The organism is Clostridioides sp. LIBA-7602 (genome assembly GCF_056688945.1).
The window spans coordinates 17,904-36,256 of sequence record NZ_CP196991.1; the positions used below are offsets into that span (position 1 = coordinate 17,904).

Annotated in this window: 9 protein-coding genes, 11 tRNA genes, 5 rRNA genes, 1 other RNA gene and 1 other annotated feature; of the genes, 25 read left to right on the forward strand and 1 reads right to left on the reverse strand. The window is 38.0% G+C overall.

The window, feature by feature from the left end; translation table 11 throughout:
* The first annotated feature begins 64 nt into the window (after positions 1-64).
* The 12 genes from ACTG45_RS00095 to ACTG45_RS00150 all read left to right on the forward strand — a co-directional run bounded on the left by ACTG45_RS00095 (position 65) and on the right by ACTG45_RS00150 (position 10,724).
* A 23S ribosomal RNA gene (locus ACTG45_RS00095) occupies positions 65-2,961 on the forward strand.
* A gap of 114 nt (positions 2,962-3,075) precedes the next feature.
* Positions 3,076-3,192 (forward strand): 5S ribosomal RNA (gene rrf / locus ACTG45_RS00100).
* A gap of 126 nt (positions 3,193-3,318) precedes the next feature.
* The gene (locus tag ACTG45_RS00105; protein ID WP_021382455.1) at positions 3,319-3,828 is read left to right on the forward strand and encodes a transcription repressor NadR; all 510 of its coding nucleotides are present in this window, start codon (positions 3,319-3,321) and stop codon (positions 3,826-3,828) included.
* Between the two features lie 11 nt (positions 3,829-3,839).
* Complete coding sequence (locus tag ACTG45_RS00110) at positions 3,840-4,721, forward strand: mechanosensitive ion channel family protein (protein WP_021382456.1); 882 nt, start codon at positions 3,840-3,842, stop codon at positions 4,719-4,721.
* Positions 4,722-4,848: 127 nt separating this feature from the next.
* Positions 4,849-5,054: a binding site (T-box leader), on the forward strand.
* A gap of 124 nt (positions 5,055-5,178) precedes the next feature.
* Positions 5,179-6,450 carry a serine--tRNA ligase gene (gene serS / locus ACTG45_RS00115; protein WP_479919633.1) on the forward strand — a complete coding sequence of 424 codons (1,272 nt, stop codon included), beginning with the start codon at positions 5,179-5,181 and terminating at the stop codon, positions 6,448-6,450.
* A 326-nt stretch (positions 6,451-6,776) separates the two neighbouring features.
* Complete coding sequence (locus tag ACTG45_RS00120; protein ID WP_479917851.1) at positions 6,777-7,232, forward strand: nucleoside deaminase; 456 nt, start codon at positions 6,777-6,779, stop codon at positions 7,230-7,232.
* Positions 7,233-7,324, forward strand: a tRNA-Ser gene (locus ACTG45_RS00125). It abuts the gene before it with no gap.
* Positions 7,325-7,361: 37 nt separating this feature from the next.
* An RNA gene (gene ffs / locus ACTG45_RS00130) (signal recognition particle sRNA large type) lies at positions 7,362-7,626 on the forward strand.
* 76 nt (positions 7,627-7,702) lie between these two features.
* Positions 7,703-9,340: a DNA polymerase III subunit gamma/tau gene (gene dnaX / locus ACTG45_RS00135; protein WP_479917852.1), complete on the forward strand. Its 1,638-nt coding sequence runs from the start codon at positions 7,703-7,705 to the stop codon at positions 9,338-9,340.
* 58 nt (positions 9,341-9,398) lie between these two features.
* On the forward strand, positions 9,399-9,749 hold the full coding sequence (locus tag ACTG45_RS00140) for a YbaB/EbfC family nucleoid-associated protein (RefSeq protein WP_021382454.1): 351 nt from the start codon (positions 9,399-9,401) through the stop codon (positions 9,747-9,749).
* 12 nt (positions 9,750-9,761) lie between these two features.
* On the forward strand, positions 9,762-10,361 hold the full coding sequence (gene recR / locus ACTG45_RS00145; protein ID WP_479917853.1) for a recombination mediator RecR: 600 nt from the start codon (positions 9,762-9,764) through the stop codon (positions 10,359-10,361).
* Between the two features lie 141 nt (positions 10,362-10,502).
* On the forward strand, positions 10,503-10,724 hold the full coding sequence (locus ACTG45_RS00150; RefSeq protein WP_021382448.1) for a hypothetical protein: 222 nt from the start codon (positions 10,503-10,505) through the stop codon (positions 10,722-10,724).
* Between the two features lie 68 nt (positions 10,725-10,792).
* Here ACTG45_RS00150 and ugtA read toward each other — a convergent pair whose 3' ends face one another.
* Positions 10,793-11,998: a glycolipid MHDRG biosynthesis glycosyltransferase UgtA gene (gene ugtA / locus ACTG45_RS00155; RefSeq protein WP_021382451.1), complete on the reverse strand. Its 1,206-nt coding sequence runs from the start codon at positions 11,996-11,998 to the stop codon at positions 10,793-10,795.
* A 508-nt stretch (positions 11,999-12,506) separates the two neighbouring features.
* On the opposite strand from ugtA, the gene ACTG45_RS00160 reads away from it, so the two are divergent.
* The 13 genes from ACTG45_RS00160 to ACTG45_RS00220 all read left to right on the forward strand — a co-directional run bounded on the left by ACTG45_RS00160 (position 12,507) and on the right by ACTG45_RS00220 (position 18,323).
* A 16S ribosomal RNA gene (locus ACTG45_RS00160) occupies positions 12,507-14,009 on the forward strand.
* A gap of 240 nt (positions 14,010-14,249) precedes the next feature.
* A 23S ribosomal RNA gene (locus ACTG45_RS00165) occupies positions 14,250-17,146 on the forward strand.
* 182 nt (positions 17,147-17,328) lie between these two features.
* A 5S ribosomal RNA gene (gene rrf / locus ACTG45_RS00170) occupies positions 17,329-17,445 on the forward strand.
* The 16S, 23S and 5S rRNA genes sit together here with 10 tRNA genes alongside, the layout of an rRNA operon.
* Before the next feature lie 6 nt (positions 17,446-17,451).
* Positions 17,452-17,526 (forward strand) — tRNA-Asn (locus ACTG45_RS00175).
* Between the two features lie 5 nt (positions 17,527-17,531).
* Positions 17,532-17,617, forward strand: a tRNA-Leu gene (locus ACTG45_RS00180).
* Between the two features lie 15 nt (positions 17,618-17,632).
* Positions 17,633-17,708 (forward strand) — tRNA-Met (locus ACTG45_RS00185).
* Positions 17,709-17,723: 15 nt separating this feature from the next.
* Positions 17,724-17,798, forward strand: a tRNA-Glu gene (locus ACTG45_RS00190).
* Positions 17,799-17,807: 9 nt separating this feature from the next.
* Positions 17,808-17,881: transfer RNA gene (locus ACTG45_RS00195), tRNA-Gly, on the forward strand.
* A 5-nt stretch (positions 17,882-17,886) separates the two neighbouring features.
* Positions 17,887-17,962, forward strand: a tRNA-Val gene (locus ACTG45_RS00200).
* 5 nt (positions 17,963-17,967) lie between these two features.
* Positions 17,968-18,044, forward strand: a tRNA-Asp gene (locus ACTG45_RS00205).
* A gap of 11 nt (positions 18,045-18,055) precedes the next feature.
* Positions 18,056-18,130 (forward strand) — tRNA-Thr (locus tag ACTG45_RS00210).
* Positions 18,131-18,144: 14 nt separating this feature from the next.
* Positions 18,145-18,229: transfer RNA gene (locus ACTG45_RS00215), tRNA-Tyr, on the forward strand.
* Positions 18,230-18,239: 10 nt separating this feature from the next.
* Positions 18,240-18,323: transfer RNA gene (locus ACTG45_RS00220), tRNA-Leu, on the forward strand.
* Positions 18,324-18,353 lie beyond the last annotated feature (30 nt).

Genomic DNA, 18,353 nt, shown 5'->3' on the forward strand with positions numbered 1-18,353 from the left:
TAAAGCTGATAACTTTTAAAAATTATCAAGTTGATAGACTTTAATCTATCAAACCTTTTTAACTGGTCAAGTTATTAAGGGTGCAGGGCGGATGCCTTGGCACTAGGAGCCGATGAAGGACGTGATAAGCTGCGATAAGCTTCGGGGAGTTGCACGTAAACTTTGATCCGAAGATTTCCGAATGAGGAAACTCACTTAGAGTAATGTCTAAGTATCATTAAGTGAATACATAGCTTAATGAGGGGAACTCAGGGAACTGAAACATCTAAGTACCTGAAGGAAGAGAAAGAAATTCGATTCCGTAAGTAGCGGCGAGCGAACGCGGAATAGCCCAAACCAATAAAGTTTTCTTTATTGGGGTTGCGGACATATCATAACGAAGAGGTATCGTAATTGAAGAGGTTTGGAAAGACCCACCACAGAAGGTAATAGTCCTGTATGTTAAACGAGAAGACTTCAGATATGATCCAGAGTACCACGGGACACGTGAAACCCTGTGGGAAGCAGGAGGGACCACCCTCCAAGGCTAAATACTACCTAGTGACCGATAGCGTATAGTACCGTGAGGGAAAGGTGAAAAGAACCCCGGGAGGGGAGTGAAATAGAACCTGAAACCCTGCACTTACAAGCTGTGGAAGCACATTTCTTGTGTGACCGCGTACTTTTTGTAGAACGGGCCAACGAGTTACGTTAAGTAGCAAGGTTAAGCACTTAAGGTGTGGAGCCGTAGCGAAAGCGAGTTTTAACTGAGCGTTCAGTTACTTGACGTAGACCCGAAACCGGGCGACCTACCCATGAGCAGGATGAAGCGAAAGTAAAATTTCGTGGAGGTCCGAACCCACGAGCGTTGAAAAGCTCGGGGATGACTTGTGGGTAGCGGTGAAATTCCAATCGAGCCCGGAGATAGCTGGTTCTCCCCGAAATAGCTTTAGGGCTAGCCTCAAGGTGAGAGATACGGAGGTAGAGCACTGAATGTCCTAGGGGGTATTGCACCTACCGAAGACTATCAAACTCCGAATGCCGTCATCTTATACTTGGGAGTCAGACTGTGGGTGATAAGATTCATAGTCGAAAGGGCAACAGCCCAGATCGTCAGCTAAGGTCCCTAAATGTAAGTTAAGTGGTAAAGGATGTGGGATTGCACAGACAACCAGGATGTTGGCTTAGAAGCAGCCACTCATTCAAAGAGTGCGTAATAGCTCACTGGTCGAGTGATCCTGCGCCGAAGATTTCCGGGGCTAAAACTTACTACCGAAGCTACGGCATCATTATGATGGGTAGGGGAGCTTCCCATACGGGTTGAAGCATGACCGTAAGGACATGTGGACAGTATGGGAGTGAGAATGTTGGCATGAGTAGCGAGATGTGGGTGAGAATCCCACAGGCCGTAAACCCAAGGTTTCCAGGGGAAGGTTCGTCCGCCCTGGGTTAGTCGGGACCTAAGCTGAGGCCGAAAGGCGTAGGTGATGGACAACAGGTTGATATTCCTGTACTACCGATAACCGTTTGAGAGATGGGATGACACAGTAGGATAAGCTAAGCACACTGTTGGTTATGTGTGCCCAAGCATTGAGGCAGTCAGAGTAGGTAAATCCGCTTTGATAATGCTGGGATGTGATGGGGAGCGAAATTTAGTAGCGAAGTAGCTGATTTCACACTGTCAAGAAAAGTCTCTATCGAGGTTAAAGGTACCCGTACCGCAAACCGACACAGGTGGGTGAGGAGAGTATCCTAAGGCCCGCGAGAGAACTGTTGTTAAGGAACTCGGCAAAATGACCCCGTAACTTAGGGATAAGGGGTGCCACCATCCGGTGGCCGCAGAGAATAGGCCCAAGCGACTGTTTACCAAAAACATAGGTTTCTGCTAAGTCGCAAGACGATGTATAGGAGCTGACGCCTGCCCGGTGCTGGAAGGTTAAGGGGATCTGTTAGAGCAATCGAAGCAGTGAACTTAAGCCCCAGTAAACGGCGGCCGTAACTATAACGGTCCTAAGGTAGCGAAATTCCTTGTCGGGTAAGTTCCGACCCGCACGAAAGGCGTAACGATTTGGGCACTGTCTCAACAACAGACTCGGTGAAATTGTAATTCCGGTGAAGATGCCGGATACCTGCGACAGGACGGAAAGACCCCATGGAGCTTTACTGTAGCTTGACATTGGGTCTTGGTACTACATGTACAGGATAGGTGGGAGGCTTTGAAACCAGGACGCCAGTTTTGGCGGAGCCATCCTTGGGATACCACCCTTGTAGTACTGGGACTCTAACCATAGGCCATGAATCTGGTCTTGGGACACTGTCAGGTGGGCAGTTTGACTGGGGCGGTCGCCTCCCAAAAGGTAACGGAGGCGCTCAAAGGTTCTCTCAGTACGGTCGGAAATCGTACGTAGAGTGTAAAGGCAAAAGAGAGCTTGATTGCAAGACATACAGGTCGAGCAAGGATGAAAATCGGACTTAGTGATCCGGTGGTTCTGCGTGGAAGGGCCATCGCTCAACGGATAAAAGCTACCCTGGGGATAACAGGCTTATCTCCCCCAAGAGTCCACATCGACGGGGAGGTTTGGCACCTCGATGTCGGCTCATCACATCCTGGGGCTGTAGTAGGTCCCAAGGGTTGGGCTGTTCGCCCATTAAAGTGGTACGCGAGCTGGGTTCAGAACGTCGTGAGACAGTTCGGTCCCTATCCGTCGCAGGCGTAGGAAATTTGAGAAGACCTGTCCTTAGTACGAGAGGACCGGGATGGACGTACCTCTGGTGTACCAGTTGTTCTGCCAAGGGCATGGCTGGGTAGCTATGTACGGAATGGATAAGCGCTGAAAGCATCTAAGCGCGAAGCCAACTTCAAGATAAGATTTCCCACCGCAAGGGTAAGACCCCAGAAAGACTATCTGGTTGATAGGTCGAAGGTGTAAGTGCAGCAATGTATTTAGCTTATCGATACTAATAGGTCGAGGACTTGACCAAATTATTTGATGTTCATTCAGTAAAATATATGTGTAGTTTTTAGAGTGCTAACTCTAAAGAAACTAGTATTACTAGATTCTAATAACTTAATAGATATATTAAGCATAGAGATTATGTGGTTACAATAGCAGAGAGGATACACCTGTTCCCATTCCGAACACAGAAGTTAAGCTCTCTAGCGCTGATGGTACTTGGTGGGAAACTGCCTGGGAGAGTAGGACGTAGCCACGTAATCTTTTTTATTTGCAATAAAATTTAAGATTAAATAGAATATAAAGTCAATATTGATTTATAATAAGATAAAATATAGAATTATATAGTATAGGTAAAGTTTTTGATTTAGAAAGAAGGTGTAATATGAATTCTGATGAAAGAAGAAGCAAATTAATAGATATTTTAAAAGAATCTAAGTGCCCTGTAAAAGGTGGAATGCTAGCTGAGATATTAAATGTAAGTAGACAAGTAATAGTACAAGATATAGCCCTTATAAGAGCTAGAGGATTTGAAATAATAGCTACACCTCAAGGATATATAATATATAATCAACCATATTTTACAAAACAAATAAAATGTAAGAATCACAAGAACTCTAAAGAAATTTACGATGAATTAAAGATTATTGTAGATTTAGGTGGGATTGTAAAAGATGTCATTGTAAATCATCCAACATATGGTCAGATAACTGCAGAACTTAACATTTATTCTAAGATGGATATAGATAATTTTATGAAGAAGGTTGAGACAAATGAATTTAAGCAGTTATCAGTTCTGACAGAATGTAGTCATATTCATACAGTTGAGGCGCTAAAAGAAGAGACTATAGAAGCTATAACAAAAGAATTAGAGTACAGAGGAATATTATCATAAGGAGGAGTTAAATGAATTTTTTATCATTGGCTAAGACTGCTTCAACAAATAGTAATATAACTAAGAGAACTTTAGAAAATATGCTTAATAACTTTAGTGATAATATACCAAATATTATATATGCAATAATTGTATTTGTAATAGGTATCTATATATCTAAGATAGTAAGAAAGATGGTTTCAAAGTTTCTAATCAAATATGGAATGAGTAAAGGTGTAAATAATTTCATTGTATATGGAATATATATATCTATGCTATCTATTATATCATTGATAAGTTTGGGAATTATAGGGATACAAACTACTTCAGTTGTAGCTGTATTAGGAGCTGCTGGATTTAGTATAGGTTTAGCATTTAAAGAAATATTATCAAACCTAGGCTCAGGTATGATTATTTTATTTTTTAAGCCATTTAACATAGGTGATTATATTCAAGGTTCAGGTGTAGAAGGTACAGTTTCTGATATACAGATATTTAGTACTGTTCTAAAAACTCCAGATAATAAAACCATAATTATACCAAATTTTCAATTGACAAGTAATAATATAATTAATTACACACATCAAAATAAAAGAAGAATAGATTTTTCTTATAATATTTCCTATGATAGTGATATAGATGTAGTTAAGTCTATATTGAATGAAATTTTTACAAATGAAAAAAGAATATTAGATGACCCAAAACCTATAATAGGTTTAAACTCTATAGGAAATAATACCATGCAAATAGTTGCTAGACCATGGGTTAAAACTGATGATTACTGGGATGTATACTTTGATATAATGGAAAAAGTCAAAAATAAATTTGATGAAAATAATATAAAAGTTCCATTTGTTCCTTCTTCATTGTTATTTAATAATATGAGCAATTTAAATACAATGGATAAAAGATAGAATTTTAATTAAATAAAAAAAATGAATTTAATATAAAAAATTAAAGAAAATTCTAAAAAAATTTGAATAATAGTATTGAAAGATGTTAATATATATAATATAATGATTATCAAATAAAACAATTAGTTAAAAAGCGGTGAAGGAAAATAGTAAAAAACAGATTGTATTCAGAGAATGAGTGGATGGTGAGAACTCATTACAATGGTTTTTGAATCTACTCTAGAGCTTCTAGTTAAAGCTAGACGTTTACCTACGTTATAGGTCTGAGAGGATTATACACTTTAGTATAATCAATTAGGGTGGCAACGCGGATAAAAGATTTTCGTCCCTTTTATAGGGTAAACGGAGGTCTTTTTTTATTTCTCAAATTTGTTTAAACTAAAGGTTTATAGCTATAATACTTGTAAATTAATTGGAATTATAATTTAGATTATCAAAATTATTAGGAGGAATTAATATGTTAGATATTAAAAGAATAAGAGAAAATTTAGATGATATCAAGAAAGCTATGGATAGAAGAGGTGAAAAAGAATTTGACCTTGATGCTGTAGTGGAATTAGATAATAAAAGAAGAGAAATACTTCAAGAAGTTGAAGTTATGAAAAATGAATTAAATGTAAATTCTAAAAATATACCACAATTAATAAAAGAAGGAAAAGATGTAACAGAAGAAAAAGCAAGATTAAAAGAGTTATCAGACAAGATAAAAGGTATTGATGAAAAAGTAAAAGAAGTAGAAGCAAAAATGGAATACACATTGATGAGAATACCAAATGTTCCTCATCCTGAGGTACCACAAGGCGAAACAGATGAAGATAATGTTCAAGTAAGAACTTGGGGAGAACCTATTAAATTTGATTTCGAGCATAAAGCACATTGGGATATTGGTACTGGTCTAGGTATATTAGATTTTGAAAGAGCTGGAAAAATAACTGGTTCAAGGTTTACTCTATATAGAGGTCTAGGTGCTAGACTAGAAAGATCTTTAATGAATTTCTTTTTAAATACTCATACAGCTAAACATGGATATACAGAAGTTTTACCTCCATTTATGGCTAATAGAAATAGTTTTATAGGTACAGGTCAACTTCCTAAATTTGAAGAAGATATGTTTAAGATAGAAGGACTAGAGTATTTCTTAATACCAACAGCTGAAGTACCTGTTACTAATATACATGCTAATGAAATATTAGATGTCGCAGAACTTCCAATTAAATATTGTGCATATACTCCTTGTTTTAGATCTGAAGCAGGTTCAGCAGGAAGAGATACAAGAGGTTTAGTTAGACAACATCAATTTAATAAAGTTGAGTTAGTTAAATTTGTTAAACCAGAAGATTCTTATGATGAATTAGAATCATTAACTCATGATGCTGAAACTATGCTACAAATGTTAGGTCTTCCATATAGAGTTGTAAAAATATGTACAGGAGATTTAGGATTCACAGCTGCATTTAAATATGATTTAGAAGTTTGGATGCCAAGTTACAATAGATATGTAGAAATATCTTCTTGTTCAAACTTTGAAGACTTCCAAGCTAGAAGAGCTGGAATAAGATTTAAAAGAGATAAAAAATCAAAAGCAGAATATGTTCATACTTTAAATGGTTCTGGATTAGCTATAGGAAGATGTTTAGCTGCTATATTAGAAAATTATCAGCAAGCAGATGGTTCTGTAGTAGTTCCAGAAGAATTAAGACCTTATATGGGTGTTGATGTTATAAGATAATTCTATTTAATATCATATGTAGAAAGATATTTTAATATAAAAGATATACTATGAATGAACAATAAATTAAAAAGGCTATGAAATTATTAATATAATTATTAAATTTCATAGCTTTTTTATGTCAATTTATATAACAGAATGTTTATCATAAAATACTAAATATCTTTATAAATCAACACTTATGTAAATGAATAAAGATTATTTTAGAACTAATTTAAATAAAATATAGCTATATCTATTAATAATTAAATAAACAAAATAAAATTAAGTTGAATTATAAAATGAATTATGATAAGATAAGTTTGTTATAAGTTTTGGGAGGAATTATGGAAAGTTCATTTTATATGAAAGAAGCATTAAAGGAAGCATATAAAGCATATAATAAAAGAGAAACACCAATAGGTGCTATTATAGTTAAAGATAATGAAATAATAGCTAGAGCCCATAACCTTACAGAAACATTAAAAGATTCTACAGCTCATGCAGAAATGTTGGCGATAAAACAAGCATCAGAAAAAATAGGTGGCTGGAGGTTGACTGATTGTGATTTATATGTTACAATGGAACCTTGCATAATGTGTAGTGGTGCAATAGTTAATTCTAGAATAAAAAAGCTTATAATAGGGACAAGACATGTAAAAAATTCATATATAGAAAAACAGCATGAGTTTAAATTAGATTATTTTAATAATAATAATGTAAAAGTGGCTTTTGATGTTTTGCAAGAAGAATGCTCGATCATATTGCAAGAATTTTTTAAGGCATTAAGAAAAAGAGATTAAGGAGAGATGGTCGAGTGGTCGAAGGCGCTCGCCTGGAAAGCGAGTATATGGGTAAAACTGTATCGTGGGTTCAAATCCCACTCTCTCCGCCAGAAACAATAAAAGTAATTAAATATGGTTGTAATTTTGCTGTACTAGATGGGGAGGTAGCGGTGCCCTGTAACCTGCAATCCGCTATAGCAGGATTGAATTCCATCTAAAGGCTTATTTTCTGTAGGGCCGCCCTAAATAAGTGGTGTTGATGCTTAGGTCCTGCGCAATGAAAGCTCATGAACCCCGTCAGATCCGGAAGGAAGCAGCGGTAAGTGATCACTTTTGTGTGCCGCGGGGGTGCCTAAGTTGAGCTAACTGTTTTGGTAACGCCTATGGAATTAAGTCGATAGATGGTGTACAGCATTTAATATATAAAAGACTAATCCCTTAGATAATGAGGGATTTTTTTATTAATTTTACTAAAGAGAGGTAAAAAGATGCATAAAGCATTATATAGAGCATATAGACCACAAAAGTTTGAGGACGTTATTGGTCAAGATCATATTATTAAGACTTTAAAAAATCAAATATACAATGATAATATAGGACATGCTTATTTGTTTTGCGGTACAAGAGGTACTGGTAAGACATCTACTGCAAAGATTTTTTCTAGAGCAGTTAACTGTTTAAATAAAATAAATGAAGAACCTTGTAATGAGTGTGAGATATGTGAATCTATATTAAAGGACAATACAATGGATGTTGTAGAAATAGATGCAGCATCAAATAACAGTGTAGATGATATAAGAGAACTTAGAGAAAGTGTGAAATATTCTCCAGCTAATGCTAAATATAAAGTATATATAATAGATGAGGTTCATATGTTGTCTCAAGGAGCTTTTAATGCACTATTAAAAACATTAGAGGAGCCTCCCTCATATGTAATCTTTATATTGGCTACTACTGAACCTCACAAGATACCTGCAACTATTTTATCGAGATGCCAAAGATACGATTTCAAAAGAGTTACAGTTAAGGACATGACTCTTAGAATGAAAAGGATTTGTGAAGATGAAGGAATTGATATAGATGATAAAGCTCTTAACTTAATATCTAGGAATTCTCAAGGAGCACTTAGAGATGCTCTTAGTATATTAGACCAATGTATGTCATTTGGAGAGAATAAAATAGATTATAAAGATGTTGTTGAATTGATGGGAAGCGTCAATATAGAACAATTATTTGAATTGTCTCAATGTATTGTAGAACAAAATACTAAAAAATCTCTTGAGATATTAAATGAATTTGTTTTATGGGGAAAAGATATAAGAAACCTTATAAATGATTTGATTGATCATTTTAGAAATTTAATGGTATGTAAAGTATCATCAGAATTAGATGAAATAATTTCATTACCAGAAGAAACTATAGAACAACTTAAATTTCAATCTGAAGATATAGATATAAATGATTTAATAAGAATTTTAAATGTGTTATCAGCAACACAAGATGATATAAAGTCATCTTCAAATCCAAGGGTCTTGGTGGAAATAACTATGATGAAGATTGCTCAACCAATGTTTGATGAAAGTAAAGAAGCTCTTATTAAAAGAGTTGAAAACTTAGAAAAAATGATTGAATTGGGTAGCTTTAAAGTTTCAAAACAGGATAATAGTAAAGAAAAAGAATATGATGTAGATAGAGACATAAATGTAAAAAAAGAAAATGTAGTTTATGAAGAGGTAAAAAATGAGGATGTTATACTTATAGAGTCATCTTGGAAGAATATACTTAAACAAATTAAAAAAGATAAAAAAATGCCAATATATGCACTTTTAAGTGAGGTAAAAAGTTTTAATGTATATTCTAATATGTTATACGTTATATTTGATGATAAATTTGATTTTGCAAAAACTAGACTAAGCTCCCAAGATACAATAAATTATCTAGAAAAAATAATAAGAGATGTTTTAAATAGAAGTTTTAATGTGAAAATAGTGTTGACATCAGAAGTTAAAGATATAAATCTTGAAGTTAAAGAGAAAAAAGACATTGGTGAAGAGATTTTAAAGAACATAGTAAATGAAGAGATACTAGAAATAAAAGATAGTATTGATGAAAATGAAAGTAAATAATAAAATATTATTATGATATAATAATAAAATGAAAATAAGTTTAGGAGGAATAGTATTTATGGCTAAAAAAGGTTTTGGAGGCGGAATGATGCCTGGTGGTGGAAATATGAACAATTTATTAAAACAGGCTCAAAAGATGCAAGAAAATATGCAAAAAGCTCAACAAGAGTTAGAAAATAAAGAAGTAGAAGCTTCAGTTGGCGGAGGAGCAGTTACTGTAAAAGTTAATGGTAAGAAAGAAGTTTTGGATATAACTATTAAACCAGAAGTAGTTGACCCAGATGACATAGAAATGCTACAAGATTTAGTTTTAAGTGCAATAAATCAAGCATTGAGAAATATTGATGATATACAAGCAAATCAAATGAATAAGGTAACTGGAGGTATGAATATACCAGGGTTATTCTAGTAGGTGATATTTATGCAAGTTTATACAGGTCCAATAACGAGACTTATAGAAGAATTTTCAAAGCTTCCCGGAGTGGGGAGAAAGACTGCTCAAAGATTGGCATTTCATATTATTAGTATGAATACTAATGATGTAGAAGCTTTATCTAAAGCGATTATAGATGCAAAAAGAGAAATAAGATATTGTTCAATTTGTTGTAATATAACAGATACAGATCCATGTAGTATGTGTTCAAATAAAAATAGGGACTCTAGTGTCATATGTGTTGTAGAAGATCCAAGAGATGTAGCAGCTATGGAGAGAACGAGAGAGTTTAAGGGTCATTATCATGTATTAAATGGAGTAATTTCTCCAATGGATGGAATTGGGCCAGATATGCTAAAAATAAAGGAACTTATACAAAGGCTTGGAAATCAAGAAGTTAAAGAAATAATAATGGCAACAAATCCTACTATTGAAGGAGAAGCCACAGCTATGTATATTGCTAGATTAGTAAAGCCAATGGGAATTAAAGTTACTAGGATAGCTCATGGTCTTCCTGTTGGAGGAGATTTAGAGTATGCAGATGAAGTTACAATATCAAAAGCATTAGAAGGTAGAAGAGAGATATAAAAATCGAGGTTAATACCTCGATTTTTGTAATTTTTTGGTGTTAATTTCAAATTAATTTTGATTTAGATTTGTTGAATAAATTTCTTCTGTATTGTATAATTTGTTGTATAAATCATTTAAAAATTTTGATAGGGGTGCAACATGAAACCAATTATGAACTTAGAAGAACATAATGCAATGAAAGAAAAAAGAGTTAAAAAAATGAAATCAAAAGATAAACCTAAATATGATGATTTTGATGATATAAACTTTTCTAATAAGAAAAAAACCAAGAAAAGTGTACGAAACAAAAATACTGAATTCAGAAATAATTATAAAAACTATCAGTATGATTATGAAGAAGACTTTTATGAACCAATTTAATATTAAATAATTAGAAAATAAAAAATCCCTAATAGATAATATATACTATAGGGATTTTATTTATTTTATTAATTAGAAATTATACTTAAAATCAAATTAGCTATATTTTGGGCTGAATTTGATTTTCTTATTGATTTAATATTTCTTTTTAACATTTCTAACCTACTTGGGTCATCTATTAAAACTTTTAATAATATTGATAAATTATACTTTTTTGTAGTTCTAAGTGCTGCACCACAATTAGATAAAAAATCTAGATTCTCTTCTTCTTGACCAGGTATATAATATGGAACTATCATAGGCACATCTTTTAAGAGTGCTTCAGTTGTAGTAAGACCACCAGGTTTACTTACCAAGACATCTATAGAAGCTAAAATATCATTCATTTTATTAGTATATCCAAGAACACATACATTTTTATTATGAGAACGAGACATAAGTTTTTTTTCGATTTTTTCTTTTAAACTTTCATTTCTACCAGTTATTACAAGTATCTGAAAATCTCTATCAGTATCTAATAGTTCATCTAATGTTTCTTTTATATTTCCAGCTCCAAAACTACCACCCATAAGTAAAACAGTCAATTTATCAGGAGATAAATTCAACTCAGAAAGAACAATTTCTTTATCTCTGTGAGAAAGAAATGATTTTTCAACAGGAATTCCAAAAGTTCTAATTTTACTAGGTTCAACCCCATCAAATACCAATAATTCTTTTACATATTCATGACCAACTATATAATAATCAATTTCGTTTTGTATCCATGTAGAATGCGTAGTATAATCAGTTAATACAGAAATAAGTGGAGGTACATTGATAGTATTTGTATGATGTTTATAAAAATACTCTGTATAAGTATTGGATTCATTATTATGTAAGTTAAAGTTTTTTTTCAATGTACTAAGTGCAATCATTGGAAAAGGATGCGTTCCTATAATCAAATCTGGCTTTGTGCTTCTAATAAGTTTTTTAAATTTTTTTGCCATAAATGTTATTATTAAATTGTCTTTAAATTCATTTTTTGATAAAAGATTCGTTTCAGATAATCTATATACACTTCCATATGCTTTGGGGGTATATATAGCAGACTTTTCATATCCTCTTGAAATTATCTTATCCATTGTGTTATTAACTAATTTTAAACTATCTATTATTTCACATTCAATTGGCTCTCCATCAAGTGTTTTGGAAGTAAGTTCTTCTTTAATAGCTAGAGCAGCTCTATTATGTCCACCACCAGTGGAAGCAGACATTATTAATACTTTTTTGCTCATAATAAAATCCTCCTAAAATGTAGCATAGTATTTGTATGATATTATATTTTGATATATATAAATTGTCATTGTAAATCAAATTATTAATAAATTATTTTTTAATATTAATCTAATACAAGATTACAAAAATTACAAGTGAAAGAAATGTAAATTAATCTTATAAAATATGTGCTATTATAAATATCCATTATAAATAAAAAATTTAATTATAGAATAAAAAGGAAAATTGAGCATAGAATATATATTAGTTTTATGAAATAAACACTTCTAAACAGTATTAAATTTAAAAATTTGAATATAAAAAATATATGATAAATAAAAAATTAAAAAAAATGAAAAATTATATTGACTTAGATAAATAAAGGTGATATAGTATTACTTGTCCTTGAAAAAAGGAAAAAGAAATAAACACGAACATTGAAAATTAAACAGTAGGTTAATTTATATTAAGAAACAAACCATAAAGCCAGATATTTTGATAACAATAGTATCTGAGCCTGATAAACTTTTATTTGAGAGTTTGATCCTGGCTCAGGATGAACGCTGGCGGCGTGCCTAACACATGCAAGTTGAGCGATTTACTTCGGTAAAGAGCGGCGGACGGGTGAGTAACGCGTGGGTAACCTACCCTGTACACACGGATAACATACCGAAAGGTATGCTAATACGGGATAACATATTTGAGAGGCATCTCTTAAATATCAAAGGTGAGCCAGTACAGGATGGACCCGCGTCTGATTAGCTAGTTGGTAAGGTAACGGCTTACCAAGGCGACGATCAGTAGCCGACCTGAGAGGGTGATCGGCCACATTGGAACTGAGACACGGTCCAAACTCCTACGGGAGGCAGCAGTGGGGAATATTGCACAATGGGCGAAAGCCTGATGCAGCAACGCCGCGTGAGTGATGAAGGCCTTCGGGTCGTAAAACTCTGTCCTCAAGGAAGATAATGACGGTACTTGAGGAGGAAGCCCCGGCTAACTACGTGCCAGCAGCCGCGGTAATACGTAGGGGGCTAGCGTTATCCGGATTTACTGGGCGTAAAGGGTGCGTAGGCGGTCTTTCAAGTCAGGAGTGAAAGGCTACGGCTCAACCGTAGTAAGCTCTTGAAACTGGGAGACTTGAGTGCAGGAGAGGAGAGTGGAATTCCTAGTGTAGCGGTGAAATGCGTAGATATTAGGAGGAACACCAGTTGCGAAGGCGGCTCTCTGGACTGTAACTGACGCTGAGGCACGAAAGCGTGGGGAGCAAACAGGATTAGATACCCTGGTAGTCCACGCTGTAAACGATGAGTACTAGGTGTCGGGGGTTACCCCCCTCGGTGCCGCAGCTAACGCATTAAGTACTCCGCCTGGGAAGTACGCTCGCAAGAGTGAAACTCAAAGGAATTGACGGGGACCCGCACAAGTAGCGGAGCATGTGGTTTAATTCGAAGCAACGCGAAGAACCTTACCTAAGCTTGACATCCCAATGACATCTCCTTAATCGGAGACTTCCCTTCGGGGACATTGGTGACAGGTGGTGCATGGTTGTCGTCAGCTCGTGTCGTGAGATGTTGGGTTAAGTCCCGCAACGAGCGCAACCCTTGTCTTTAGTTGCCATCATTAAGTTGGGCACTCTAGAGAGACTGCCAGGGATAACCTGGAGGAAGGTGGGGATGACGTCAAATCATCATGCCCCTTATGCTTAGGGCTACACACGTGCTACAATGGGTAGTACAGAGGGTTGCCAAGCCGTAAGGTGGAGCTAATCCCTTAAAGCTACTCTCAGTTCGGATTGTAGGCTGAAACTCGCCTACATGAAGCTGGAGTTACTAGTAATCGCAGATCAGAATGCTGCGGTGAATGCGTTCCCGGGTCTTGTACACACCGCCCGTCACACCACGGGAGTTGGAGACGCCCGAAGCCGATTATCTAACCTTTTGGAAGAAGTCGTCGAAGGTGGAATCAATAACTGGGGTGAAGTCGTAACAAGGTAGCCGTATCGGAAGGTGCGGCTGGATCACCTCCTTTCTAAGGAGAATTACCTACTGTTTAATTTTGAGGGTTCGTTTTTACGAATACTCAAAATTAGCACTTTAAGCAACAGAATAAACTGAACGAATGTGAAGTTTGTTTGTTGGCGATGTGCGTTAGCACTTTGAAAACTGCATATATATTTAGTGATATGACATCTAATTTGTAATATATAAAGCTGATAACTTTTAAAAATTATCAAGTTGATAGACTTTAATCTATCAAACCTTTTTAACTGGTCAAGTTATTAAGGGTGCAGGGCGGATGCCTTGGCACTAGGAGCCGATGAAGGACGTGATAAGCTGCGATAAGCTTCGGGGAGTTGCACGTAAACTTTGATCCGAAGATTTCCGAATGAGGAAACTCACTTAGAGTAATGTCTAAGTATCATTAAGTGAATACATAGCTTAATGAGGGGAACTCAGGGAACTGAAACATCTAAGTACCTGAAGGAAGAGAAAGAAATTCGATTCCGTAAGTAGCGGCGAGCGAACGCGGAATAGCCCAAACCAATAAAGTTTTCTTTATTGGGGTTGCGGACATATCATAACGAAGAGGTATCGTAATTGAAGAGGTTTGGAAAGACCCACCACAGAAGGTAATAGTCCTGTATGTTAAACGAGAAGACTTCAGATATGATCCAGAGTACCACGGGACACGTGAAACCCTGTGGGAAGCAGGAGGGACCACCCTCCAAGGCTAAATACTACCTAGTGACCGATAGCGTATAGTACCGTGAGGGAAAGGTGAAAAGAACCCCGGGAGGGGAGTGAAATAGAACCTGAAACCCTGCACTTACAAGCTGTGGAAGCACATTTCTTGTGTGACCGCGTACTTTTTGTAGAACGGGCCAACGAGTTACGTTAAGTAGCAAGGTTAAGCACTTAAGGTGTGGAGCCGTAGCGAAAGCGAGTTTTAACTGAGCGTTCAGTTACTTGACGTAGACCCGAAACCGGGCGACCTACCCATGAGCAGGATGAAGCGAAAGTAAAATTTCGTGGAGGTCCGAACCCACGAGCGTTGAAAAGCTCGGGGATGACTTGTGGGTAGCGGTGAAATTCCAATCGAGCCCGGAGATAGCTGGTTCTCCCCGAAATAGCTTTAGGGCTAGCCTCAAGGTGAGAGATACGGAGGTAGAGCACTGAATGTCCTAGGGGGTATTGCACCTACCGAAGACTATCAAACTCCGAATGCCGTCATCTTATACTTGGGAGTCAGACTGTGGGTGATAAGATTCATAGTCGAAAGGGCAACAGCCCAGATCGTCAGCTAAGGTCCCTAAATGTAAGTTAAGTGGTAAAGGATGTGGGATTGCACAGACAACCAGGATGTTGGCTTAGAAGCAGCCACTCATTCAAAGAGTGCGTAATAGCTCACTGGTCGAGTGATCCTGCGCCGAAGATTTCCGGGGCTAAAACTTACTACCGAAGCTACGGCATCATTATGATGGGTAGGGGAGCTTCCCATACGGGTTGAAGCATGACCGTAAGGACATGTGGACAGTATGGGAGTGAGAATGTTGGCATGAGTAGCGAGATGTGGGTGAGAATCCCACAGGCCGTAAACCCAAGGTTTCCAGGGGAAGGTTCGTCCGCCCTGGGTTAGTCGGGACCTAAGCTGAGGCCGAAAGGCGTAGGTGATGGACAACAGGTTGATATTCCTGTACTACCGATAACCGTTTGAGAGATGGGATGACACAGTAGGATAAGCTAAGCACACTGTTGGTTATGTGTGCCCAAGCATTGAGGCAGTCAGAGTAGGTAAATCCGCTTTGATAATGCTGGGATGTGATGGGGAGCGAAATTTAGTAGCGAAGTAGCTGATTTCACACTGTCAAGAAAAGTCTCTATCGAGGTTAAAGGTACCCGTACCGCAAACCGACACAGGTGGGTGAGGAGAGTATCCTAAGGCCCGCGAGAGAACTGTTGTTAAGGAACTCGGCAAAATGACCCCGTAACTTAGGGATAAGGGGTGCCACCATCCGGTGGCCGCAGAGAATAGGCCCAAGCGACTGTTTACCAAAAACATAGGTTTCTGCTAAGTCGCAAGACGATGTATAGGAGCTGACGCCTGCCCGGTGCTGGAAGGTTAAGGGGATCTGTTAGAGCAATCGAAGCAGTGAACTTAAGCCCCAGTAAACGGCGGCCGTAACTATAACGGTCCTAAGGTAGCGAAATTCCTTGTCGGGTAAGTTCCGACCCGCACGAAAGGCGTAACGATTTGGGCACTGTCTCAACAACAGACTCGGTGAAATTGTAATTCCGGTGAAGATGCCGGATACCTGCGACAGGACGGAAAGACCCCATGGAGCTTTACTGTAGCTTGACATTGGGTCTTGGTACTACATGTACAGGATAGGTGGGAGGCTTTGAAACCAGGACGCCAGTTTTGGCGGAGCCATCCTTGGGATACCACCCTTGTAGTACTGGGACTCTAACCATAGGCCATGAATCTGGTCTTGGGACACTGTCAGGTGGGCAGTTTGACTGGGGCGGTCGCCTCCCAAAAGGTAACGGAGGCGCTCAAAGGTTCTCTCAGTACGGTCGGAAATCGTACGTAGAGTGTAAAGGCAAAAGAGAGCTTGATTGCAAGACATACAGGTCGAGCAAGGATGAAAATCGGACTTAGTGATCCGGTGGTTCTGCGTGGAAGGGCCATCGCTCAACGGATAAAAGCTACCCTGGGGATAACAGGCTTATCTCCCCCAAGAGTCCACATCGACGGGGAGGTTTGGCACCTCGATGTCGGCTCATCACATCCTGGGGCTGTAGTAGGTCCCAAGGGTTGGGCTGTTCGCCCATTAAAGTGGTACGCGAGCTGGGTTCAGAACGTCGTGAGACAGTTCGGTCCCTATCCGTCGCAGGCGTAGGAAATTTGAGAAGACCTGTCCTTAGTACGAGAGGACCGGGATGGACGTACCTCTGGTGTACCAGTTGTTCTGCCAAGGGCATGGCTGGGTAGCTATGTACGGAATGGATAAGCGCTGAAAGCATCTAAGCGCGAAGCCAACTTCAAGATAAGATTTCCCACCGCAAGGGTAAGACCCCAGAAAGACTATCTGGTTGATAGGTCGAAGGTGTAAGTGCAGCAATGTATTTAGCTTATCGATACTAATAGGTCGAGGACTTGACCAAATTATTTGATGTTCATTCAGTAAAATATATGTGTAGTTTTTAGAGTGTTAACTCTATGTAAAGTACTAACTTCAATTAATATGGTATATATCATAAAAAACAATTACTATTTAGTACTTTAAAACTATTGACATTTAAAAATAAAGATGTTAATATAATACTTGTCTTATAAATAGGCAATATGTGGTTATAATAGCAAAGAGGATACACCTGTTCCCATTCCGAACACAGAAGTTAAGCTCTTTAGCGCTGATGGTACTTGGTGGGAAACTGCCTGGGAGAGTAGGACATAGCCACGTGGATATTCCAAGGTAGCTCAACGGTGGAGCAACCGGCTGTTAACCGGTAGGCTGTGGGTTCGAGCCCCACCCTTGGAGCCAAAAAAGCCGAAGTGGCGGAACTGGCAGACGCACAGGACTTAAAATCCTGCGGGACTTACCTCTCGTACCGGTTCGATTCCGGTCTTCGGCACTTATAAAACAATATCGCGGAGTGGAGCAGTTGGCAGCTCGTCGGGCTCATAACCCGAAGGTCGTAGGTTCGAGTCCTGCCTCCGCAACCATTAAAATATTAAAATGGCTCGTTGGTCAAGAGGTTAAGACACCGCCCTTTCACGGCGGTAACAGGGGTTCAATTCCCCTACGAGTCACCAATTAAATATGCGGGTGTAGCTCAATGGTAGAGTTCTGGCCTTCCAAGCCAGCTGTGAGGGTTCGATCCCCTTCACCCGCTCCAAAAATGGGACCATAGCTCAGCTGGGAGAGCACCTGCCTTACAAGCAGGGGGTCACAGGTTCGAGCCCTGTTGGTCCCACCATTTGCGGCCTGGTAGTTCAGTTGGTTAGAATGCCAGCCTGTCACGCTGGAGGTCGAGGGTTCGAACCCCTTCCAGGTCGCCAAAACAAAAAATGCTGGTGTGGCTCAACGGTAGAGCAGCTGACTTGTAATCAGCAGGTTGTAGGTTCGATTCCTATCACCAGCTCCATGTAAAATTAATACGGAGGATTTCCCGAGCGGCCAAAGGGGGCAGACTGTAAATCTGTTGTCATCGACTTCGGTGGTTCGAATCCACCATCCTCCACCAAAAAAAATGCGCGGATGTGGCGGAATTGGCAGACGCACTAGACTTAGGATCTAGCGCCATTGGCGTGGGGGTTCGACTCCCTTCATCCGCACCATTTTTATTTAATTTGTACATATATAATTGT